Below are 19,293 nucleotides of genomic sequence, written 5' to 3'. Positions count from 1 at the left end.
TTACTTGTAGAACTCGCGGAGGAGCCGTCTGTGGAGCGGGGGGCGCTCGCGGGAGTCGCGCGACCGGATCCGGGCCGGTTCACCGCGCAACAGCAGTAGTCCGATACCGACGATACCGCCGCCGAGCAGCCCGTTGATCGCGACGAGCGGCGCCCAGGGGTGGACGCCGTACAGCTCGTCGACGACCCCGGGCGGCAACACCGCGAGGTAGCGGTGTTCGGCGACGAACAGCCGGTAGTACCCCGTCTCGTCGGGCGCCGAGAGGGTCACCGTCGTCGACGCCTCGCCGCGGCTGCCGACCGAGAGGCGCTGCGGGTCGACGTCGACGCCCGGACTCGCTGGCGTGACGTACGCGTACACCGGAACCAGCCCGGCGTTGGGGACGACGTACTCTAGCTCTTGACTCGCGCCGCTCTCGATGACGGTCGGGTTTTCGGACTCGAACTCGGCGCTCACGACGCCGTACTCCTGCGTTCCGGCCGGGACGACCATCGCGGCGGTGGCCGTCGCCATCAGCACCAGCGCCAGCACGCCGAGGATCGCGAGCACGGAGGTGCCGTCGTCGCGCGACCGGTCCCGCGAGTCGCGGTCGCGGGAGCCGGCGTTGAGGTACCAGTCGACCGCGTAGGCGACGACCGAGACCGCGAAAACGATGTACGCAAGCCCCTGCGTCCCCTGGAGCGAGCGGACGCCGAACGTCACCGCGAGCCGCGTCTGAACGGCGTCGAGCGCGGACTGGAACCCCATTGCGGCGGTTCCCAAGTGGGGGATCACGACGACGCTCCCACCGACCTGGAGCGCCTTCGCGACGACGTCCGCGTCCTGAACGATCGGTTCGCCCCCGTCTTGGTCGGTGAAGGGGTTGTTGTCCCCGCGGGTGATATAGCCGCGCTCGGTCTCCTCGACGACGCGGTGGGTCGTCAGCCCGCCGCCCTGGATCTCTTGCGCGTCGAACGTCACGACGTCGCCCGTCCCGATCCCGCCGGCGATCTGCGCCGGGATCGCTACGAACCCGTCGCCGGGGTCGAGCGTCGGCTGCATGCTCCCGGTCTCCACGTAGCTGAGGAGGATCGGCTGGCCGAGGAACTGTCCGACGACGAGCGAGACGACGACCAGCACCGCGGCCGCCTGAAGGGCCACGGACAGCGTTCGTTTGATGGACATTGTGTCGGACTCGGCTCGGAGACGGCCCCGAAGCGGCCACCGCCGCGCCGGAATTCCTGTCGCGCGAGCGTCAGGTAGCCGTCGATCGCTGAAGGGCGGCGTGTCCTAATAAGTTCGTGGGTGTAGGCGAGCCCGAACGGTTGCGGGCGGCCCTAGTCGTCGAAGGCGCCGCCGGCGAGCAGCGCGAACGGGGCGATGAACCCGAGACAGAACCCGAGCAGGTGGACGTAGAGGTTCACGACGCTCCCGCCGCCGGCGGGGTCGGGCGGGAAGCCGACGACGGGGTAGCCGACCGCGACCACCGCGCCGACGGCGAGTAAGTCCCCGTAGCCGGGACGCGACGCGACCGCCCTCGCGTGTCGCCGGACCGGCCGCGGGAACCGCACCCCGCTGCTGGCCGCGTACAGCGCCGCGAGGAGCGCGCCGGCGACGGCGATCGACAGCCCCGCCAACCCGTCTCCCGACGTCGAGACGGGCAGCGCCAGGAGCGCGATCCACCCGACGAGCGCGAAGAAGACCGCGGGCAGGGCGGCGGTCGAGGCGGCCGGCGCGAACCGGTCGCGGGCGTAGCAGTACCACAGGATCGGGAGCAGCCCGGCGAGCGCCATGTTGACCCCGGAGAAGCCGAAGCCGATCGCGTCCCGCGGGACGGCGAGGTTCAGCGCAGAGAGCGCGAACGGGAAGGCGCCGAGGTAGGTCGCGAACGCGGTGAAAAAGAGGCGCCGGCGCCCGCTCAGGACCGCGAGCGCGTAGCCGACCCCGGCGAGGAGCGCGTACCCGGCGAGGTTCCCGAGGAGGTGGTCGACGCCGAGGTGGACGTAGTGGGCGGTGAACGCCGACAGCGGGTCGGGGTCGGCGTAGGCGAACGCGAGCGAGCGCCGGGTCGCGTCCGGCAGCGCGAACGCCGCGAGGAGGGCGACCGGCGGGGCGAAAAGCGCGAGGAGGTCGCGGACGCGAGCGCGGGCGGCCAGTTCGTCGACGAACGCCGCGTACCCCGACCGGTCGCGCGCGTCCCGGTCGCGGACGGAGCCGTCGCTCCCGCCGCGGTCCGGGACCGAACGGTCGGCCTCCGACGAGAGGTCGGTCACGGGAGTGTCTTCCGCGACGGTCGGTTAATCTCTATGGTCTCGGGATCCAGCGGTGATAACGTCGAGCGCTGTTCGCGCGACCGGCGCCGGACCCGGCGCGAGCGGGCGTCACGACCGCGGCATGCGCCGGACGAGCGCGACGCTCGCCAAGACGATGGCGACGAGCGCGGCGAGACCGACGAGGTTCGACGGGTCGATCCCGCTCGGCTCCTCGGTCGGCGGATCGGACGCGGGGTCGTCGGGCGCCGTCGCGCCGCCGGTCCCGTCCCCGACGGACGCGCCGTCGCCCTCGTCGCCGTCGCCAGCCGGATCGCCGACGACGAGCGTCCCGGCGGGAGCCGCGTCGACCGCGATGTCGTACGACCCCGGCTCGTCGAACGTCGCTTCGAGCGCGAGGGCGGCGGTCTCGTCCGGGTCGAGTTCGACCCGCTCGGTCGCGACCGCCTCGCCGTCGGCGGTGAGCGTCAGGTCGCGCGCGCCGTCGCTGCCGCCCCCGTTCGCGACCGTCGCGCGGACGACGACCGGCTCGCCCGGGTCGACGGCCTCGCGGTCGAGCGCGGCGGACGTCGCGCGGATGCGGGACCGCTCTGTCGCCACGGCGAACACCGAGAACTCGTCGGTCGACGCCGTGACGTGGACTCGGTCCTCCGGGAGGTTCAGCAGCCGGCGGACCGCCGGGTCGACGCGCTCCGTCTCCAGCCGCTCCCAGCCGTCCGGCTCCGACGCCGCCCGGCGGTACAGCGAGAGGTCCTCGGGATCCCCGCCGGTCTCGTTCAGGTAGTCGCGGTCGACGCTGACGGAGAACCGGACGCGGGAGACCGCCTCGTCGGTGAACGAGTGGTCGAACTCGAAGTAGCCGTTCGGCGCCGCGCCCCGGGAGTCGTTCAGTTCCCCGGCCGACGCGAACGGGTCCGGCCGGCCGACGGTCCCGAAGCCGACGTCCCCGCCGCGCGTCCCCTCGATTCGCACGCGGTCGAGGGTGACGTCGCCGCCGACGATCGCCATCCGTTCCGCGTCGAAGGTGACGCTCCCGCCGGCGGAGAGACCGCGCCCCTCGAACTCCCGCCGGTCGGGAGCGGGACGCCGGACGACGGTGGCGGCGCCGCCCCCGCCGTCGTCGTCCGCGGTCGAGACCGACTCCGGCTCCGCGACCTCGGCCCGGATGTCGAAGTCGTCGCCGCCGAGTTGGGTACCCGCAACGGCGCCGCGCGCGTCCACGTCGAGGCCGACCGCGACCGTCTCGTCGGACCGAGGGTGACGTTGTTCGCCTCCCCCTCGATCGACGCGCCGTCGGCGACGAAGGTGACGTTCGCCTCCGGGTGTTCGATCCAGACGCGGGCGCGCTCGTCGGCGGTGTAGGTGATCGTGAAGACGCCCTCGGCCGCGGCGAGACTTCCGGGGTTGACGCCCTCGAAGTCGGTCGGGAGTTTGGGGTTCGACGCCGAGACGTCGACGACGATCTCGTCGTCGTTATTTAAATAGGCGTACGCGCCGTTCGGACCCTCAGCGGGTTGGACCGCGAGGCGCTCCTCGGCGAGCGAGTCCGTCGGCCCGTCGATCACCGCCGCTCCGGTGGCGAGGGCGAGACCGCCCGCGGCGGCGACGAGGACGACGAGCAGGGTTCGACGCGCGGTAGACATCCGTGACTGATCGCCCGTTACCGTCGGAGGCCCTTGGTTATGCGCTGCTTGAAGTTCGGAAGGGAGCCGTCAGGCCGTCCGAGAACGGTGTACGGCCGCCAATCGGCCCCCCGACAGAGTGATCCGGGATGTGATATTTTCGGGTGAATCCCCTCGATCAAATATGTTGTCAGGAATACAGAACGCGCGAATTTGGACGTTTGAGGGGCTTTAGTTCGGTTTTCGAGTCCGGGCCGGGGGTCGTTCGTAAACGCATGTAAACGTTGCTGAGTTATCACAACCCGTGGTTTTATGTTGGCGTATTCATATTTGTCAGACGTTAATGGCGTCGGCACAGCGGATCGACGGAGCTCTCCGAGGACGACCTGTTCGACGTTCTCGCGAACCAGCGGCGCCGGTTCGCGGTCCACCTGTTGAAACGCGACCCGGACGACGCGGTCGAGATTGGCGAGATGGCCGAGCAGATCGCCGCCTGGGAGAACGGTATCGACACCGCCGAGATATCGAGCAGCGAGCGGAAGCGAGTGTACACGGCCCTTCAGCAGTCGCACCTGCCGAAGATGGACGACGCCGGGGTCGTGGAGTTCAACAAGGATCGCGGGGTCGTCGAACCGACCCCCGCGCTGACCGACGTGGACGTCTACCTCGACGTCGTCGAGGGGCGAGAGATCCCGTGGAGCGAGTACTACCTCGGGCTCTCCGGGGTGGCCGCCGCGCTGGTCGCGGCGGTGTGGCTCGGGGTGTGGCCCTTCACCCTCCTGCCCGAGATGGGGTGGACGCTGGCCATCGTCGTCGCGTTCGCCTTCTCGGCGCTGGCGCACAAGTACTACGCCGCGGAGATGGAGGTCGGGCGCGGGGAGGAGCCGCCGGAAGTGGACCGCGAGTGACGCGACCCGCGTCGCGGGAGCCGCCGACCGGGCCGAGGGGAGGTCGACAGACGATGTTCAGGCAACGACCGCGGGCGTTCAAGCGGCGCCATACCGGCTTCCAGCGGCGCATAACCTTATGCTTCCGAGGCGTTGTCCCGACGAGTAGACGACACCGGTCCCCACACGGCACATGAAACGACGCAACCTCATTCTTCTGCTCGGCGGCGCGAGTTCCGGCGCGATGAGCGTCGGGACCGGCGCGTTCAGTAGTATGGAGGCGGAGCGGGGGGTAGAGGTGAACGTGGCGGACGACGAGAACGCGTACATTCGGTACGAGACGCCGAGCGACGGCGCAAGCGTCGAATACGGTCAACAGGTCACGCTCGTTCGCGTTCGGAATCAGTTCGGTGGCAACCAAGACCTCGCTCTCGTCGCGTCGAGTACGAGTACGAAGACGACGACAGAGAGGGTGACGTACTGCGAGACGTCGCCGTCGAGCGCTACGATAGCCAAGCGGCTCCCGACGAAACGCTCAGCGACGAGGACTTCACCGACGTCAACGAGGATCACGTAGCGATCGAGCGCGGGTCAACGAACGGCGACTACCCGGCCGCGAACGAAGATGACGCGTTCGGACCCGGCGAATGGGTTCGGATCGTCGCGGATGCGTACCTCCCGCTCGAAGGCAGCGCCGACGTCGAAGTAACAATCACGATCGAGGGGGTCGAAGGCGGTGTCAGCGCGCAGCTGTTCGGTGACACGCGCTCGTTCACGCTTCACAGGGCGGAGAGCGATCCGTAAGAGTTCGTTGATCGGGTACAGTTCCCCGGACAGAGCAGGAAGTGTACGGCCGCCAATCGGCCCCCCGACAGAGTGATCCGGGATGTGATTTTCGGGTGAATCCCTCGATCAAATATGTTGTCAGGAATACAGAACGCGCGAATTTGGACGTTTGAGGGGCTTTAGTTCGGTTTTCGAGTCCGGGCCGGGGGTCGTTCGTAAACGCATGTAAACGTTGCTGAGTTATCACAACCCGTGGTTTTATGTTGGCGTATTCATATTTGTCAGACGTTAATGGCGTCGGCACAGCGGATCGACGAGGAGGGGCAGAGCCGACGGCGGAGCTCTCCGAGGACGACCTGTTCGACGTTCTCGCGAACCAGCGGCGCCGGTTCGCGGTCCACCTGTTGAAACGCGACCCGGACGACGCGGTCGAGATTGGCGAGATGGCCGAGCAGATCGCCGCCTGGGAGAACGGTATCGACACCGCCGAGATCGAGCAGCGAGCGGAAGCGAGTGTACACGGCCTTCAGCAGCGCACCTGCCGAAGATGGACGACGCCGGGGGCGTGGAGTTCAACAAGGATCGCGGGGTCGTCGAACCGACCCCCGCGCTGACCGACGTGGACGAAGCGTGTTCAACACCGTCCAGAACGCCTTCTGCTGACTCATAACGATATGGGATACGTCCCATGGATGTAGTAGAGCGACCCGGGGTGACACGAGATGTCTCGTGTCCCCGAAGGCGGGTCGCGTGCTGTAACAGGTAGACCAACAATGGAACGACGCAAATTCGTGGTCGGGCTGGGCGCATTGGCAACTGGAACTGCGGCGGCAACGGGGACAGGTGCGTTCTCGCAGGCAAGCGCATCGCGTGGTGTGAGCGTTTCAGTCGTCTCGGACAATAGTGCGTTCGCAACGCTGCTCGCAGATGATTCAGGCTTGGAGAATTCACAGTACGCCGAACAGCAGAACGGCAAACTCGAGTTACGGTTCAATTAGAATGCAGATGTCGACAGTGGTGGCTTCCTTTCCGACGGGACGGGGCTCAGTACCGACTCCGAGTACTTCTTTGACAACGTGTTTGGGTACGGATCGCGGATCGGTGACAGTGTGACGGCCGAGATCGACTGGAGTAGACTCGATAATCCGGAACATTTCGTTCTACGATATACCGCAGCAGGGTCGACCAACCGAGGTCAACCCCGACGGAGACTACACTGAGGGATTCCCCGGTACGGGTAGCGGTTCGTACGTGGGAGTTGGGGTTGGTATCGACACGACGGGAGCCGACCTTGGAAGCGAGTGGGAAACTGGGACGGTTGAAATAACGTTCGAAAACTAAAACCCGACAGCACCCATTTAATTACAAATTTTGGGCCAGTAGCTCTCCGTAGTTTTTGACGATGTCAATTTTTAGTGTCAGTCATACAGTCCAAACTCGGTACATTGAGGAATGTAACTAAAGACAAAGCAGATACGGGTGTACGAAGTATATACAAGCCGACGCATACGTTCACGCAGTTACACCCGGCGACCGCACAACCGCACATGGACAGTACAGTCACTCCAGCAGCCCGACCCGGACGCGTGCCTGACTACCCTGATGTAGGAGTTCAAGAGCCCCCGAGTCGGCATTGATGTGGCTGTCACGCTCGTCCACCTTGATCCCGTTCACCGTTCCGTTCTTCGCCACTTTCTGAGCGCTGTTGTAAGGAATATGGTAACCACATAGACTCCGGATTTGAACGGTGCTCCTGTACCGACAGAAGCGAACAGAACGTCAAGATGGAGCGCGATCAGGCGTCGGGATCGCCGTTAGTGTCGTACAACTCCGTGTCAGCGAACTCCCGGATTGCCTCCTGCTCCTCGGCGCTCTCGTCGACCGCCTGCGCTCTCGATCTGCCCGTTCACGACCGCGTTCTGCTGTGGTCCCCACACCTCGGCGGCTGCGCTTTGATATACTCGGCCCATCGGATCACCTGCTCGTAGCGGGGCGGTCGCTCGGGACCGTCATCAGCTCCGGCCGGATTCTCCTCGGACGTGCGTGAATCGCACATCGAGTACGAATCGGCGCTCAGTCGTCGCCGGGACGGTACGCGTCCGATCGATGCTCGATGTCGTAGATCACCACGACCCCTCGATCGCGATCCGCGGAGGCTCCAACCGAAAGTCACCGATACGAATTTTTCCATGTGGAACGCCCGAAAGCGGTTCGATATACTCGGGCGGGTCTCGCCACTCGTCGGTCACGATGTCGTCGAGCTTCGAGACGATCCGGCGCTGTATCGGCGCATCGAGCCCCTCGAACGCCCGTGCGGCCGGCGGCCGGAACTCCCACGTCCAGTCGTCACTCCTCGTCATCGATCAGTTCGAGGACCTCGTCGCGAGAGACGGCCTCGCTCTCACCCTTTCGCATCGCGTACTCCTCAGCGGCGATGCTCGCCAGCATGTCGCGCGACGCGCCGGGGTGATGCGTCGCGTCGCGGATCGCGTGCCGGAGGAATTCGCTCCGAGACGTGTACCCCTCCTCCTTCCAGACCGCGTCGATCTCCGCCAACTGACGCTCGGTGACCCGAATGTTGATCGTCGTCGTCTCGGGATCATCGATATCGGAGTCGTTCGTACCCGTTTCTGACATACCGTTGTGTTGCGTCCGCGGTTGTATAAATCATACCCGAGCGGAAGCCAGGACCGTCCACAACGTCAAATCCGTCCAGTTAACGGGCCTGATCGGGTTCCGAACGGCGTTTCTCCGGCCTGACAGCGACACGGAACGACTGTCCCGTTCAGGTGACCTTATGTATCCCCCGACCGGATCCGCGAGCATGGACGACCACTCGCACGAGCCGGACCCGGACGAGCGCGTGACCGCCCCGATGCAGGAGTTCGGGAGCCGCGAGGTCGGTATCGGCGCGGCCGTCACGCTCGTCGGCCTGCTGATCGCGTACGCGGTGCCGTTCCTCGCGACCTTCTGAGCCGCCGCTCGACGCTTTTTGAATCATCCCGAATCAGCCAACAGCGACTCGCTTACCGCGGGTACCAGGCGAGCGGGTGGTCCGCGGTGAGTTCGAGGGCGACCGGCTCGTCGAGGTCGAACTCTTCGACGTGGTTGTGGAGGCAATGGACCGCCTCGCCGGAGTCGAGTTCGACCCGGTAGACGAACGAGGGACCGACGTACTGCCGCGAGGTGACGACGCCGTCCGCGAGTTCGGGGCTGGCCGGCGTCGCGCGCAGGTCGTCGGGACGGACGAGCACGTCGACGGGCGCGCCGTCGTAGACGGTGTCGTACCCCTCCAGCGTCACGGCGTCGAAGCGGCCGATACCGGTGTCGACCTTCCCGTCGCGGAGTTCCCCTTCGAGGAACGACGCCCGGCCGAGGAAGGAGGCGACGAACTTCGACTCGGGGCGCTCGAACACCGACTCGGGCGGCCGACCTGTTCGATCGTCCCGTCGTTCATGACGGCGACCCGGTCGGAGATTGAAAGCGCCTCCTCCTGGTCGTGGGTGACCGAGACCGCGGTGACGCCTGCCTTTTTAAGGATGCGGCGCACCTCCTCGCGCATCTCCACCCGGAGGCGCACGTCGAGGTTCGAGAACGGCTCGTCTAAGAGGAGCACCTCGGGTTCGGGCGCGAGCGAGCGGGCGAGCGCCACGCGCTGCTTCTGGCCGCCGGAGAGCTGGTCGGGAGTCTTCTCGCCGTGGTCGGTCATCTCGACGAGTTCGAGCAGTTCGTCGACGCGCGCCTCGCTCTCGGCGGCGTCGGCGTCGGTCAGCCCGAACGCGATGTTCTCGCGGACGGTGAGATGCGGGAAGAGCGCGAAGTTCTGGAAGACGATGCCCACGTCGCGCTGCTCCGGCGGAACGAACGCCTCGTCGCCGGCGACGGTCTCGCCGTCGATCGATATCCGGCCCTCGGTCGGCTCCTCCAGCCCCGCGATCGTGCGGAGCGTCGTCGTCTTGCCGCAGCCGGAGGGGCCGAGGAACGTCAGCAGTTCGCCGGAGCGCACGTCGAGCGAGACGTCTTCGACGGCGGTCTCGGGACCGAACGCCTTCGTGATCCCCGACAGCGACAGGACGGGGTCCGCGGCGGCGGGGGCCGCGTCGTCGGAAGCGGTGTCCGTCCGACCGCCGGCGGCCGCGCCGTCCGACTTCTCGGTCGTCGCGTCCTCCGACTCGACCGAGCGCGTCGTCCCGACTGGTTCAGTAGATGCCATCGATGAGTGGCGGGCGCCGGGCGACCGGCGTCCCGCGGTTGCCGCCACATACTTTAGGAGTACCTAAAAGCGTATCGCTCGCTCTCGCGGCGTCGAAATCGGTGGTCGCAAAGGGGCGCAGGTCCGGGCGTCGCGGCGGCTCAGGCCAGTTCGCGGTCGATCACGTCGCGGCGGTCGCGGACCGCGTCGGCCGAGAGCGCGACCGACTCGTCCCCGACCGCGAGCGAGAGCGTCCCATCGGTCGTCACGTCGCCCAGCCGGAAGACGGGGAGGTCGCCGGTCGCGGCGGCGAGCGCCTCGGGGTCGGTCGTCTGGACGAGCAGCCGACCGGGCGTCTCGTCGAAGGCCGCGACGCGGTCGGGGAGGGTGGCGTCGACGCCGGCGTCGTCGGTCACTAGCTCCGCGAGCGCGACCGCGAGTCCGCCCTCGCTCACGTCGTGAGCCGCCAGCGTGGACTCGTGGCGCGCGGCCGCCGAGAGCGACGCGACGAGGCCGGCGAGGTCGTCGGCGGCGCCGGAGTCGTCGGGCAGCGTCGGGAACCGGTCGCTCCCGCCGGCGTGCGCGAGGTACTCCGAGCCGCCGAGCGCGTCGCCGCCGGCGCCGACGAGCAGTAGTTCGGAGTCGTCGGCGCGGTCTGCGTCGAGCGCGGCGGGCGGGGCGTCGTACCCGCGCGTCGTGCCCAGCACCGCGAGCGTCGGCGTCGGGGGAATCGGTCCCTCGACGCTGTCGTTGTACAGCGAGACGTTGCCGCCGACGACGGGCGCGTCGAGCGCCGAGCAGGCGTCCGCGAGGCCGTCGACGATCCCCTCGAACGCGCCGTACACGTCCGGGTTCTCCGGGTTGCCGCCGTTGAGGCAGTCGACGGCGGCGAGCGGGACCGCGCCGGTCGCGGCGAGGTTCGTCGCGTTCTCCAGCGCGACCGCGCGGGCGCCGTCGTACGGCGCGACCGCGGTCCACTTCGGGTTCGCGCCGGAGGCGAGCGCGAGACCGACGCCGTCGGCAGAGGCGCTCTCGCCCTCCGTCTCGCGGATGGCGAGCAGCGCGGCGTCGTCGCCGGGCTTCACGGCCGTCCGCGTCCCCACCTCGTGGTCGTACTGCCGGTACACCCAGCGCTTGCTCGCCGTCGAGGGGGCCGCGAGGACGGCGTCGACGGCCTCGTCGAGGGACGGTTCGTCGTCGGGGAGGTCGCGCTCGGGCGGGCTCGGCGGCTCGCTCGCGAGGTCGTTCATCGGTGCGCCGTCAGCGAGGAACTCGGCGTCGGCGTCGACGACGACCTCGGAGTCCGCGTCGTCCTCCCCGCCGTCGTCGTCTCGCACCGCGTCGCCTGCGAACTCGCAGACGTAGTTGCCGTCGGTCACCTCGCCGATCACCGAACAGCCGAGGTCGAACCGCTCCGCGAGCGCCGCGACGCGGTCGACGTCGCCGGGCGCCACCTCGTAACACATCCGCTCTTGGCTCTCCGCGAGCAGGATCTCGGTGGCGTTCATGTTCGGCTCGCGCTGGTGGACGGCGTCGAGGTCGATCCGCGCGCCCAGCCCGCCCTTCGCGACGAGTTCGGAGGAGGCGCCGCCGAGGCCGGCCGCGCCGAGGTCGCGGGCGGACAGCACGAGGTCCTCGTCGACCAAGGCCTCGTTACACTCGATCAGCCGCTTCTCGGCGTAGGGGTCGCCCACCTGAACCGCGGGGCGGTCCTCCGTCTCGGCGTCCTCCGCGAGGTCCTCCGAGGCGAAGGAGGCGCCGCCCAGCCCGTCGCGGCCGGTGCCGTTGCCGACGAGGACCAGCTTGTTGCCCGGCTCCTGCGCGGTGGCCGTGACGAGGCGGTCCTCGTTCGTGACGCCGACGCAGGCGACGTTGACGAGGGGGTTCCCCTCGTAGCCGCCGTGGAAGGCGACGCTGCCGCCGACCGTGGGGACCCCGATGCAGTTGCCGTAGTGGGAGATGCCCTCGACGACGCCCTCGAAGAGGTAGCGGGAGCGCTCGCGGTCGAAGCCGCCGAAGTACAGCGAGTCGAGGAGGCCGATCGGGTACGCGCCCATGCTCATCGTGTCGCGGACGATGCCGCCGACGCCCGTGGCCGCGCCGTCGAACGGGTCGACGAAGGAGGGGTGGTTGTGGCTCTCGACGCCGAACGTGACGTAGGTGTCGCCGTAGTCGTCGGCGTCGCGCTCGGCCGCGGGCACGTCCGCGACCTCGGGGTCCGGCAGCGCGAGGACCGCGGCGTCGTCGCCGGGACCGACCACGACCTGATCGCCCTCGCTGTCGAACGCCGACAGCAGGGGTCGCGAGGAGCGGTACGCGCAGTGCTCGCTCCAGAGGTTCTCGAATAACGCGGCCTCGGCCGCCGTCGGCTCCCGACCGAGCTCCGCGGTCACGAGCTCGTGGTCCGCATCGGACAGACTCATTCACTTACGTGGTTACCGAGCCGGTTCTAATGCTTTTCTATACGCACGTTTGTGTGTATCCGAGGATCGAGATCCCAAACGGATCGCGGTGCTGTGCGGTGGCGCGTGCCGATGAGCGCCCGGAGGGCGCGAGTCGCACGCGCGAGGGACGCCGCGAACGCCCGCAGGGCGTGAGCGGCGAGGCTGGGGAGGCGTGAGGTGCGGTTGCTGTGCGGTCGGGTGGGACTCAAAGGGGCAGCCGTGAGGTGGGCACAGGCGATGTAAGCACCGCAGGAACGAGCGAAGCGAGTGACGAGGAGCGCAACGAGCGTGTGCCCACCTCACGGCTGGGGCTTTGGAGGTATTCGCCGCCGAATTTCGGTCAACCAGTTATAAGCGAGCGGCTGGGGCTTTGGCGGTGTTCGTCGTCGATCCGCAGTCGACTATTTATAAACGAGCAGCTGGATCTGTAGCGGTGTCTGCCGCCGATCCACTCGGCGCTATTTATAAGAGAACGGTCACCGCACCGAAGACGACCACCGTCCCGGCCGCGCCGATCGCCATCGCCTTCGCGTTGAGCCGGACCGCCTTCTTGCGGTCGGCGGCGAGCGCCTGCTCGTTTTGAATCTCGTTCGTCCCCCCGCCCACGTCGAAGACGCCCATGCCGGCGAAGCCGATACAGAAGCGCTCGCGGTACTGTAACGCGCCCATCGCGGCGCCGTACAGCGGGAACACCGAGACAAGGAGCGCCCAGTGCGGCCACGCGAGCGCGACGACCGCCGCGACGTAGACCGCCGTGAGCGCGAGCGAGCCGACGCCGAGGAGGAGCCGCCGTCGCTGTTGGGTCGGTCCGATGTTACACACGCCCGGTTGATACTCCATACCGACGCTGAGGGGCCCGCGAGTAAAAGCCCTCCTGACGGTCGGGGTCGCCGCGGTGGAAACCGTGAAATGGCCGGCGGGCGAGGGGTCCGTGTGAAACGGATCCAGCTCGGTAACACCGTCTTCGAGGGCGAAAACGACGTGTACCTGCTCGACGGCGAGACGACCGCGCTCGTCGACACCGGCGTCGCGCTCCCGGACGTCCGCGAGGAGTTGGTCGACGGCCTCGCCGGGTACGGGCACTCGTTTGCCGACGTCGACGCCGTCGTCCTCACCCACTGGCACCCGGACCACGCGGGGCTGGCGGGCGAGGTTCAGGCCGAGGGGGGCGCCGACGTGTACGTCCACGAGGCGGACGCCGGCCTCGTCGACGGGACCGAGACGCCCCTGTTCGTCGACCGCGACCTCCAGCGCGAGACGTTCGAGCGGTGGGGGATGCCGGAGACCGACCGCGAGCGGCTCACCGACTTCTTCGCGGCGGTCAGCGCGGACCTCACCGGGGAGCCGGCGGACGTGACCACCTTCACCAACGGCGACGCGATTGAGGCCGGCGGCGTCGAACTGGAGGCGCTCCACCTCCCCGGCCACACCGCGGGCCTCTCCGGGTTCGCGTTCGACCCGCGGACGGTGCCGGACCACGAGCCGGTCGCCGGCGCGGACGCGACGGAGGAGGCGTTCACCGGCGACGCGCTGCTCCCGAAGTACACCCCCAACGTCGGCGGTGCGGACGTGCGCGTCGAGGGCGCGCTCGCCGCCTACGCCGAGAGCCTCGCGCGGATCGTCGCCCGCGAGTTCGACGCCGCCCACCCCGGCCACCGGTGGCGGATCGACGAGCCGAGCCGCCGCGCCGCGACGATCCTCGACCACCACCGCCACCGGACCCGCCGGGTGATCGGCGTCCTCGACGAGTCGGGACCGGCGACCGCGTGGGAGGTGTCGGCCGCGCTGTTCGGCTCGTTGGAGGGGATCCACGTCCTCCACGGGCCCGGCGAGGCGTTCTCGCACCTCGATCACCTCGCGGCCGCCGGCGTCGTCGAGCGCGACGGGACCGCCTACCGCCTCGTCGACCCGGACCCCGACGTCGACGCGCTGTTCCCGACTACGCCCCTCGACGACCTCGTCGACGGGAGCGAGGACGGGTAGTCGGGAGCCGCAGTCCGGCGATCCCCCTGCGTCTCTGCCGCCGAAAGCTATTCACGGCGGCCGCCGTATTCGCGGACGTGAAGCGGGACGCCCTCGCCGCCGTCGTCGTCGCCCTCCTCGCCCTCGTCGCGCTCGGCGTCGCGGCCGCGACGCTGGACACCGCCGTCGAAACCGGCAGCGGCGGGTTCGGCGGGGGCGGCGGCGACGCGCCGAGCGTCGGGGAGTCGGACGGCGATCCGAGCGTCCTCACCTCGTCGGGGGCGGCGAGCGGACCCTCCACCGGTGGGATCTGTTTCCCGTCCCTGAGGGAGCCCCCCGCCGTGGCCGCGCTCCTCCTCGGGATGGCGCTGCTCGCCGGGGTGGCCTACCGGGACACCGCGTCGCCGTTCGCGGGCGTCGCCGTCGCCGGAGTGATCGGCGCCCCGGTCGCCGTCCTCTTCTGGGTGCTGTCGGCGTGCGGGTCGGCCGGCCGGAGCCTCTCGGTGTCGCTCGGCCTCGGCGGCAACGAAACGGGCCTGTTCCCGGAGGGCGCCCGCGGCGGCGGCGGGTTCGGCGGGGGCGAGGGGGCGGCGTCGACGCCGGAGGCCCTGTTCGCGGTCGTCGTCGTCGCCGCGGTCGTCGCGAGCGTCGCCGTCCTCCTCCTCGCCGGCGGCGACGACGAGGCCGACGACGGCGAGACCGGCGGCCCCGATCCGGCGGACGACGACCCCCCGGAGCTGGACGCGATCGGTCGGGCGGCCGGCGAGGCCGCGGACCGGATCGAGTCGTCGGACGCCGACAACGAGGTGTACCGCGCGTGGCGCGACATGACGGACGTCCTCGACGTCGACCGCCCCGCCTCCTCGACGCCCGCCGAGTTCGCGACCGCGGCGGTCGACGCCGGGGTCGACGAGGAGTCTGTGACCGCGTTGACTGAGGTGTTCGAGCGCGTGCGGTACGGCGGCGAGGACGCGACCGACGACCGCGAGCGCCGCGCCGTCGACGCGCTGCGCCGGATCGAGGAGCGACACGGGGAGGACTCGTGAACCGCGGACCCGCCGGGACGGGGCGCGTCGGAGCCGGCGGAGGTGACCGGTAGTGCGCCCTCTGGTCGTCGCGGGGGTGGCGGCGGTCGCCGTCGGGTTCCTCGCGGCGCTCGACCGCGGCGTGGCGGCGGCGGTCTCCCCGACGTCGACCGTCGTCACGCTGATCGGCGTGCTCGGCGTGGTTCAGGGGGTCCGATACGCGAACGCGCGCCGAGACCGGCGGCGGCTCCCGGCCGACCCCGGAGAGCCGGAGCGCCGCGCGCCGGCCGCGGTGCCCGGCGCGGCCCTCGACGAGCGGATCGCTCGGGTCGCCGGCACGGACCCGGGCGGGTACCGGGACCGCCGGGACCTCCGCAACCGGGTCCGGGAAGCCGTGGTCGACGTCGTCACCCGCGACCGCAACTGCTCGCGGGAGGCGGCCGAGGCGGCCGTCGACGACGGGACGTGGACGGACGACCCCGTCGCCGCCGCGTTCCTCGGCGCGCGGGGCGGGTACCCCGTCCGAGTCCGCCTGTCGGCCGCGGTCCGGGGGCGGTCGCGCTACTGGTACGGGCTGCGGGCGGCGATAGACGAGGTCGACCGGACCGAGTCCGGGGGTGGGGCGTGAGCGACTCGCGGGCGGAGACCACGCCCGGGTCGGCCGATTCGACCGATAGCGAAAGCGACGCGGCCGAACGGGAGGACGATACGACCGCGACGGCGTCGGCCGAACGGGAGGACGATACGACCGCGACGGCGTCGCCCGAACGGGAGGACGATACGACCGCGACGGCGTCGCCCGAACGGGAGGACGATACGACCGCATCGACCGAGACCCCGACCGACCGGGAGCGCCGACGAGAGGTCGAGACGGAGCGGTGGCTCGGGGTCGCGGGCGCGGCGCTGGCGCTCGTCGGTCTGGGCGTGGTCGTCCGCGAGCCGTCGCTGGTGCTCGCCGGCGCGGTCGGGGTCGGGTACGCCGTGTACGCCCGGGCGGGAGACGCGCCGACGCCGACGTTCGCGGTGACCCGGTCCGTGAGCGAGGCGGCGCCGGCGCCCGGCGACGAGGTCCGGGTCACCGTTCGCGCGGAGAACGTCGGGGAGGCCGCGCTCCCGGACCTCCGGCTCGTCGACGGCGTCCCGCCGGGGCTGGCGGTCGTCGACGGCCCGGCCCGGGTCGCGACCGCGCTGCGACCGGGAGCGGCGGTGACGTTCGAGTACACGGTTCGCGCGGCGCGCGGCGACCACGAGTGGGAGCCGCTGACCGCGATCACGCGCGACGCCGCCGGCGCTCGGGAGCGCACGACGGCCCTCGACGCGGCGACGGCGATCGCCTGTACCCCGGAGCTTTCGGCCGGCGGCGATCTCCCCCTGCGCGGGCTGACGACCGTCCACCACGGCCGGGTGCCGACGGACGTGGGCGGGGCCGGCGTCGAGTTCCACGCGACCCGGGAGTACCGCCGCGGCGACCCACTCAAACGCGTCGACTGGAACCGGCGGGCGCGCACCGGGGAGCTGTCGACCGTCGAGCTACGCGAGGAGCGCTCCGCCACCGTCGTGCTGCTCGTCGACGCCCGCGAGTCCGCGTACGTCGCTCCCGACCCGGACGCCGAGACGGCGGTGGAGGCGAGCGTCGCGGCCGCCGGACAGGCGTTCTCGGCGCTCTTGACGGGCGGCGACCGGGTCGGGATCGCGGCGCTGTCGCCGCTGGACTGCTGGCTCCCGCCCGGCAGCGGGAGCGTCCACGCGGCCCGCGGGCGCGAGACGCTGGCCACCGACCCGGCGCTGGCGCCGACCCCGAGCGGCGAGCGGTTCTACCGGTCGCTGTGGTTCCGGCGGTTCCGGCGGCGGCTCCCCGGCGACGCGCAGGTGTTGTTCTTCACCCCCCTCGTCGACGACGCCGCGGCGTCGCTCGCGCGCCGGATCGACGCGCACGGCCACCTCGTGACCGTCCTCTCGCCGGACCCCACTGCGACCGAAACGACCGGAGAGCGGCTGACCGCGTTCGAGCGTCGCCAGCGGCTGCGGACGCTCCGGTCGGCCGGGATCCGCGCGCTGGAGTGGCGGGACGACTCCTTCCCGGTCGCGGTCGCGGCCGCGACGAGGCGGTGGTCGCGATGAGCGGCGCGGGCGGCGCTGGAGAACGCGGCGCGGACGACGACCCGAGCGCCGACTTCCACGAGGTCGACGCCCGGCCCCCGACGGTCGCGGTCGTCGCGAGCCTCGCGGCCGCGGGGGTCGCGGCGACCGCCGGGGCCGTCGCGAGTCCGCTCGGCGGCGCGCTGCTCGGGGTCGCCGCGCTCGGGTTCCTCGGCGGCGGGCTCCGGGGGTCGACGCGGGTCCTGACGTGGGGCGCCGCCGTCGGCGTGGTCGGGGTCGGAGTCGCGGGATACCGCGGCGCGCCGGTCGAGGCGCTGCTCGTCGCCGGCGTCGGGCTGGCGGTCGCGTGGGACGTCGCGGACCACGGCGTCGGCCTGGGCGAGCAGGTCGGCCGGGGCGCGCGGGTCCGCCGGAACGTCGCGGTCCACGCGGGGGCGAGCCTGCTCGTCGGCGCGCTCGCGGCGGGTCTCGTCTACGGGGTCACCCTCGCGGTCGGCGGCGGGCAGCCGGTGGCCGCGCTCGCGCTGCTGCTCGCGGGCGGCATCGCGTTGACCTCGGCGCTCCGGTGAGCGCGGGCGGCGAGACCGGCGGTGTCGGTCGGGTCGCGGGCGCCTCGCCCGCGGAGCTAAACCCTTATCACCGCGCGGACGGCAGGTACGCTCGTATGAGCGACCTCCCGGACGACTTCGACTGCACGCTCACCAACTGGGAGTACATCTACGGGCTCTGCCGCAACGTCTCCGACGCGGTGAAGCGGGCCGACTTCGAGCCGGACGTGATCGTCGCCTTGGCCCGCGGCGGCTGGTTCGCGGGGCGGTGCGTCTGCGACTTCCTCGGGCTCAACGACCTCACCAGCCTCAAGATGGAACACTACGTCGGGACCGCGGAGAAGAGCGGCGAGCCGCAGATCCGCTACCCGATGCCGGAGGGGAGCGTGGAGGGGAAAAACGTCCTCATCATCGACGACATCGCGGACACCGGCGGGTCGATCCGCCGCGCAGAGGAGTACGTCGACGAGCGGGACGCCGCCGAGGTCCGCACCGCGACGCTCCAGCTTCTCGGCACCTCCGAGTTCCAGCCGGACTTCGTGGGCGAGCGACTGGAGCAGTGGACGTGGGTCGTCTACCCGTGGAACTTCCTCGAGGACATGGTCGACCTCACCGAAGGCGCGATGGAGCGCGCCGACGAGTCCGCGTTCTCCCGGGAGGACCTGCGCCACTACTTAGAGGAGTTCCACGGCGTCGGGCGCATCGAGATGGAGGTGGCCCAGCCCGACCGCCTCGACGAGGTCATCGACGAGATGGTCCGCCGGGACGTCGCGGTGCCCGTCGGCGAGGAGACCTGGGCGCTCGCCGAGTAGCGGGCCGGAGTGATGGAGGAGGAACCGCGCAACGACGACGACCGCGACGCGGCGCTCAACGCCGTCCTCGCCGCCTACGAACTCAAAGACGAGCGGCGCACCGGCTGGCAGCTCCGCGGGGTCGAGGAGCCGGAGTCGGTCGCCGCCCACTCGTGGGGGGTCGCGTACCTCGTCGCCTCGCTGGGCGACCGGCTGGCCGCCGACCTCCCGGGCGTCGACCTCGACCGCGCGCTCCGGCTCGCCGTGGTCCATGACGTCGCGGAGGCCGAGACCGGCGACGTCGCGACGCGCGCCGACTCGACCGCGGACGCGGTGGACCGCGAGGCGAAGGTCGCGGCGGAGCGCGGGGCGATGGCGGACCTCGCCGGGCCCCTCCCCGAGCGCGTCCGCGACGCGTGGGAGGCGTACGAGGCCCGCGACTCGCCGGAAGCGGTCCTCGTCAAGGAGTGTGACCTGCTCGACACCTGCCTCCAGGCCGTGATCTACGAGCGGGACGACCGGTACGAGCCGGAGCGGGGCGAGCCCGACGCGTTCCGCGAGTACGACGACCTCGACGAGTTCTTCGCGACGGCCGAGCCCCGCTTGCGGACCGAGGCCGGCCGAGGGCTGTTCGCGGCGGTCCGCGAGCGGTACCGGGCCGCGCGGGACGGGACGTGAGAGACGGGG

General features: G+C 70.4%; 15 protein-coding genes and 4 pseudogenes. 11 read left to right on the top strand and 8 right to left on the bottom strand.

The genetic code is table 11. From position 1 onward, the window contains the following. From KI388_RS01105 to KI388_RS01095, 3 genes and pseudogenes are all read right to left on the bottom strand, one after another. Window positions 1-1,164: a signal peptidase I gene (locus KI388_RS01105; protein ID WP_215087582.1), complete on the bottom strand. Its 1,164-nt coding sequence runs from the start codon at window positions 1,162-1,164 to the stop codon at window positions 1-3. Between the two features lie 152 nt (window positions 1,165-1,316). Then, window positions 1,317-2,252, bottom strand: a complete 936-nt coding sequence (locus tag KI388_RS01100; RefSeq protein WP_215087581.1) for a hypothetical protein — start codon at window positions 2,250-2,252, stop codon at window positions 1,317-1,319. Window positions 2,253-2,360: 108 nt separating this feature from the next. After that, window positions 2,361-3,892: pseudogene (locus tag KI388_RS01095) on the bottom strand (DUF1102 domain-containing protein). 322 nt (window positions 3,893-4,214) lie between these two features. On the opposite strand from KI388_RS01095, the pseudogene KI388_RS01090 reads away from it, so the two are divergent. The 3 genes and pseudogenes from KI388_RS01090 to KI388_RS01080 all read left to right on the top strand — a co-directional run. Beyond that, window positions 4,215-4,779, top strand: a pseudogene (locus tag KI388_RS01090) (hypothetical protein). Window positions 4,780-4,951: 172 nt separating this feature from the next. Then, entirely contained in the window at window positions 4,952-5,335 is a 384-nt protein-coding gene (locus KI388_RS01085; protein ID WP_251133176.1) for a hypothetical protein, read from the top strand. A gap of 500 nt (window positions 5,336-5,835) precedes the next feature. Then, window positions 5,836-6,169 (top strand): annotated as a pseudogene (locus tag KI388_RS01080) (hypothetical protein); the annotation flags it as partial. Between the two features lie 1,498 nt (window positions 6,170-7,667). Here the strand turns inward: KI388_RS01080 and KI388_RS01075 are convergent. Both KI388_RS01075 and KI388_RS01070 read right to left on the bottom strand, forming a co-directional pair. Continuing rightward, a complete protein-coding gene (locus tag KI388_RS01075; protein WP_251133175.1) occupies window positions 7,668-7,904 on the bottom strand; it encodes a type II toxin-antitoxin system RelE/ParE family toxin in 237 nt (78 codons plus the stop codon). Next, entirely contained in the window at window positions 7,891-8,181 is a 291-nt protein-coding gene (locus tag KI388_RS01070; RefSeq protein WP_215087580.1) for a ribbon-helix-helix domain-containing protein, read from the bottom strand. Before KI388_RS01070 ends, KI388_RS01075 begins: the two co-directional genes overlap by 14 nt. Before the next feature lie 187 nt (window positions 8,182-8,368). Here KI388_RS01070 and KI388_RS01065 point away from each other — a divergent pair, with 187 nt between their 5' ends. Then, on the top strand, window positions 8,369-8,518 hold the full coding sequence (locus tag KI388_RS01065; protein WP_215087579.1) for a hypothetical protein: 150 nt from the start codon (window positions 8,369-8,371) through the stop codon (window positions 8,516-8,518). 52 nt (window positions 8,519-8,570) lie between these two features. On the opposite strand, the pseudogene KI388_RS01060 reads toward KI388_RS01065, so the two are convergent. From KI388_RS01060 to KI388_RS01050, 3 genes and pseudogenes are all read right to left on the bottom strand, one after another. Then, window positions 8,571-9,757: pseudogene (locus KI388_RS01060) on the bottom strand (ABC transporter ATP-binding protein). 140 nt (window positions 9,758-9,897) lie between these two features. Continuing rightward, window positions 9,898-12,159, bottom strand: coding sequence for a phosphoribosylformylglycinamidine synthase subunit PurL (gene purL / locus KI388_RS01055; protein WP_215087578.1), 2,262 nt, complete (start codon window positions 12,157-12,159; stop codon window positions 9,898-9,900). A 483-nt stretch (window positions 12,160-12,642) separates the two neighbouring features. Further along, a complete protein-coding gene (locus KI388_RS01050) occupies window positions 12,643-13,020 on the bottom strand; it encodes a hypothetical protein (protein ID WP_215087577.1) in 378 nt (125 codons plus the stop codon). Between the two features lie 93 nt (window positions 13,021-13,113). Between KI388_RS01050 and KI388_RS01045 the strand changes: the two genes are divergently transcribed. From KI388_RS01045 to KI388_RS01015, 7 genes are all read left to right on the top strand, one after another. Then, window positions 13,114-14,163 carry an MBL fold metallo-hydrolase gene (locus KI388_RS01045; protein ID WP_215087576.1) on the top strand — a complete coding sequence of 350 codons (1,050 nt, stop codon included), beginning with the start codon at window positions 13,114-13,116 and terminating at the stop codon, window positions 14,161-14,163. A 77-nt stretch (window positions 14,164-14,240) separates the two neighbouring features. Further along, window positions 14,241-15,188 (top strand): DUF4129 domain-containing protein, encoded by a 948-nt coding sequence (locus KI388_RS01040; protein WP_215087575.1) that lies wholly within the window; start codon window positions 14,241-14,243, stop codon window positions 15,186-15,188. A gap of 52 nt (window positions 15,189-15,240) precedes the next feature. Then, the gene (locus KI388_RS01035) at window positions 15,241-15,795 is read left to right on the top strand and encodes a hypothetical protein (RefSeq protein WP_215087574.1); all 555 of its coding nucleotides are present in this window, start codon (window positions 15,241-15,243) and stop codon (window positions 15,793-15,795) included. After that, a complete protein-coding gene (locus KI388_RS01030; protein ID WP_215087573.1) occupies window positions 15,792-17,288 on the top strand; it encodes a DUF58 domain-containing protein in 1,497 nt (498 codons plus the stop codon). Before KI388_RS01035 ends, KI388_RS01030 begins: the two co-directional genes overlap by 4 nt. After that, window positions 17,228-17,836 (top strand): hypothetical protein, encoded by a 609-nt coding sequence (locus KI388_RS01025; protein ID WP_215087572.1) that lies wholly within the window; start codon window positions 17,228-17,230, stop codon window positions 17,834-17,836. Before KI388_RS01030 ends, KI388_RS01025 begins: the two co-directional genes overlap by 61 nt. Before the next feature lie 95 nt (window positions 17,837-17,931). Next, entirely contained in the window at window positions 17,932-18,627 is a 696-nt protein-coding gene (locus KI388_RS01020) for a phosphoribosyltransferase (protein ID WP_215087571.1), read from the top strand. Window positions 18,628-18,639: 12 nt separating this feature from the next. Next, the gene (locus KI388_RS01015) at window positions 18,640-19,284 is read left to right on the top strand and encodes an HD domain-containing protein (protein WP_215087570.1); all 645 of its coding nucleotides are present in this window, start codon (window positions 18,640-18,642) and stop codon (window positions 19,282-19,284) included. Window positions 19,285-19,293: the final 9 nt, after the last annotated feature.

The sequence above is a fragment of the Halorubrum sp. 2020YC2 genome (assembly GCF_018623055.1).
GTDB lineage: Archaea > Halobacteriota > Halobacteria > Halobacteriales > Haloferacaceae > Halorubrum.
This window is presented reverse-complemented; position numbering and strand designations above follow the sequence as displayed.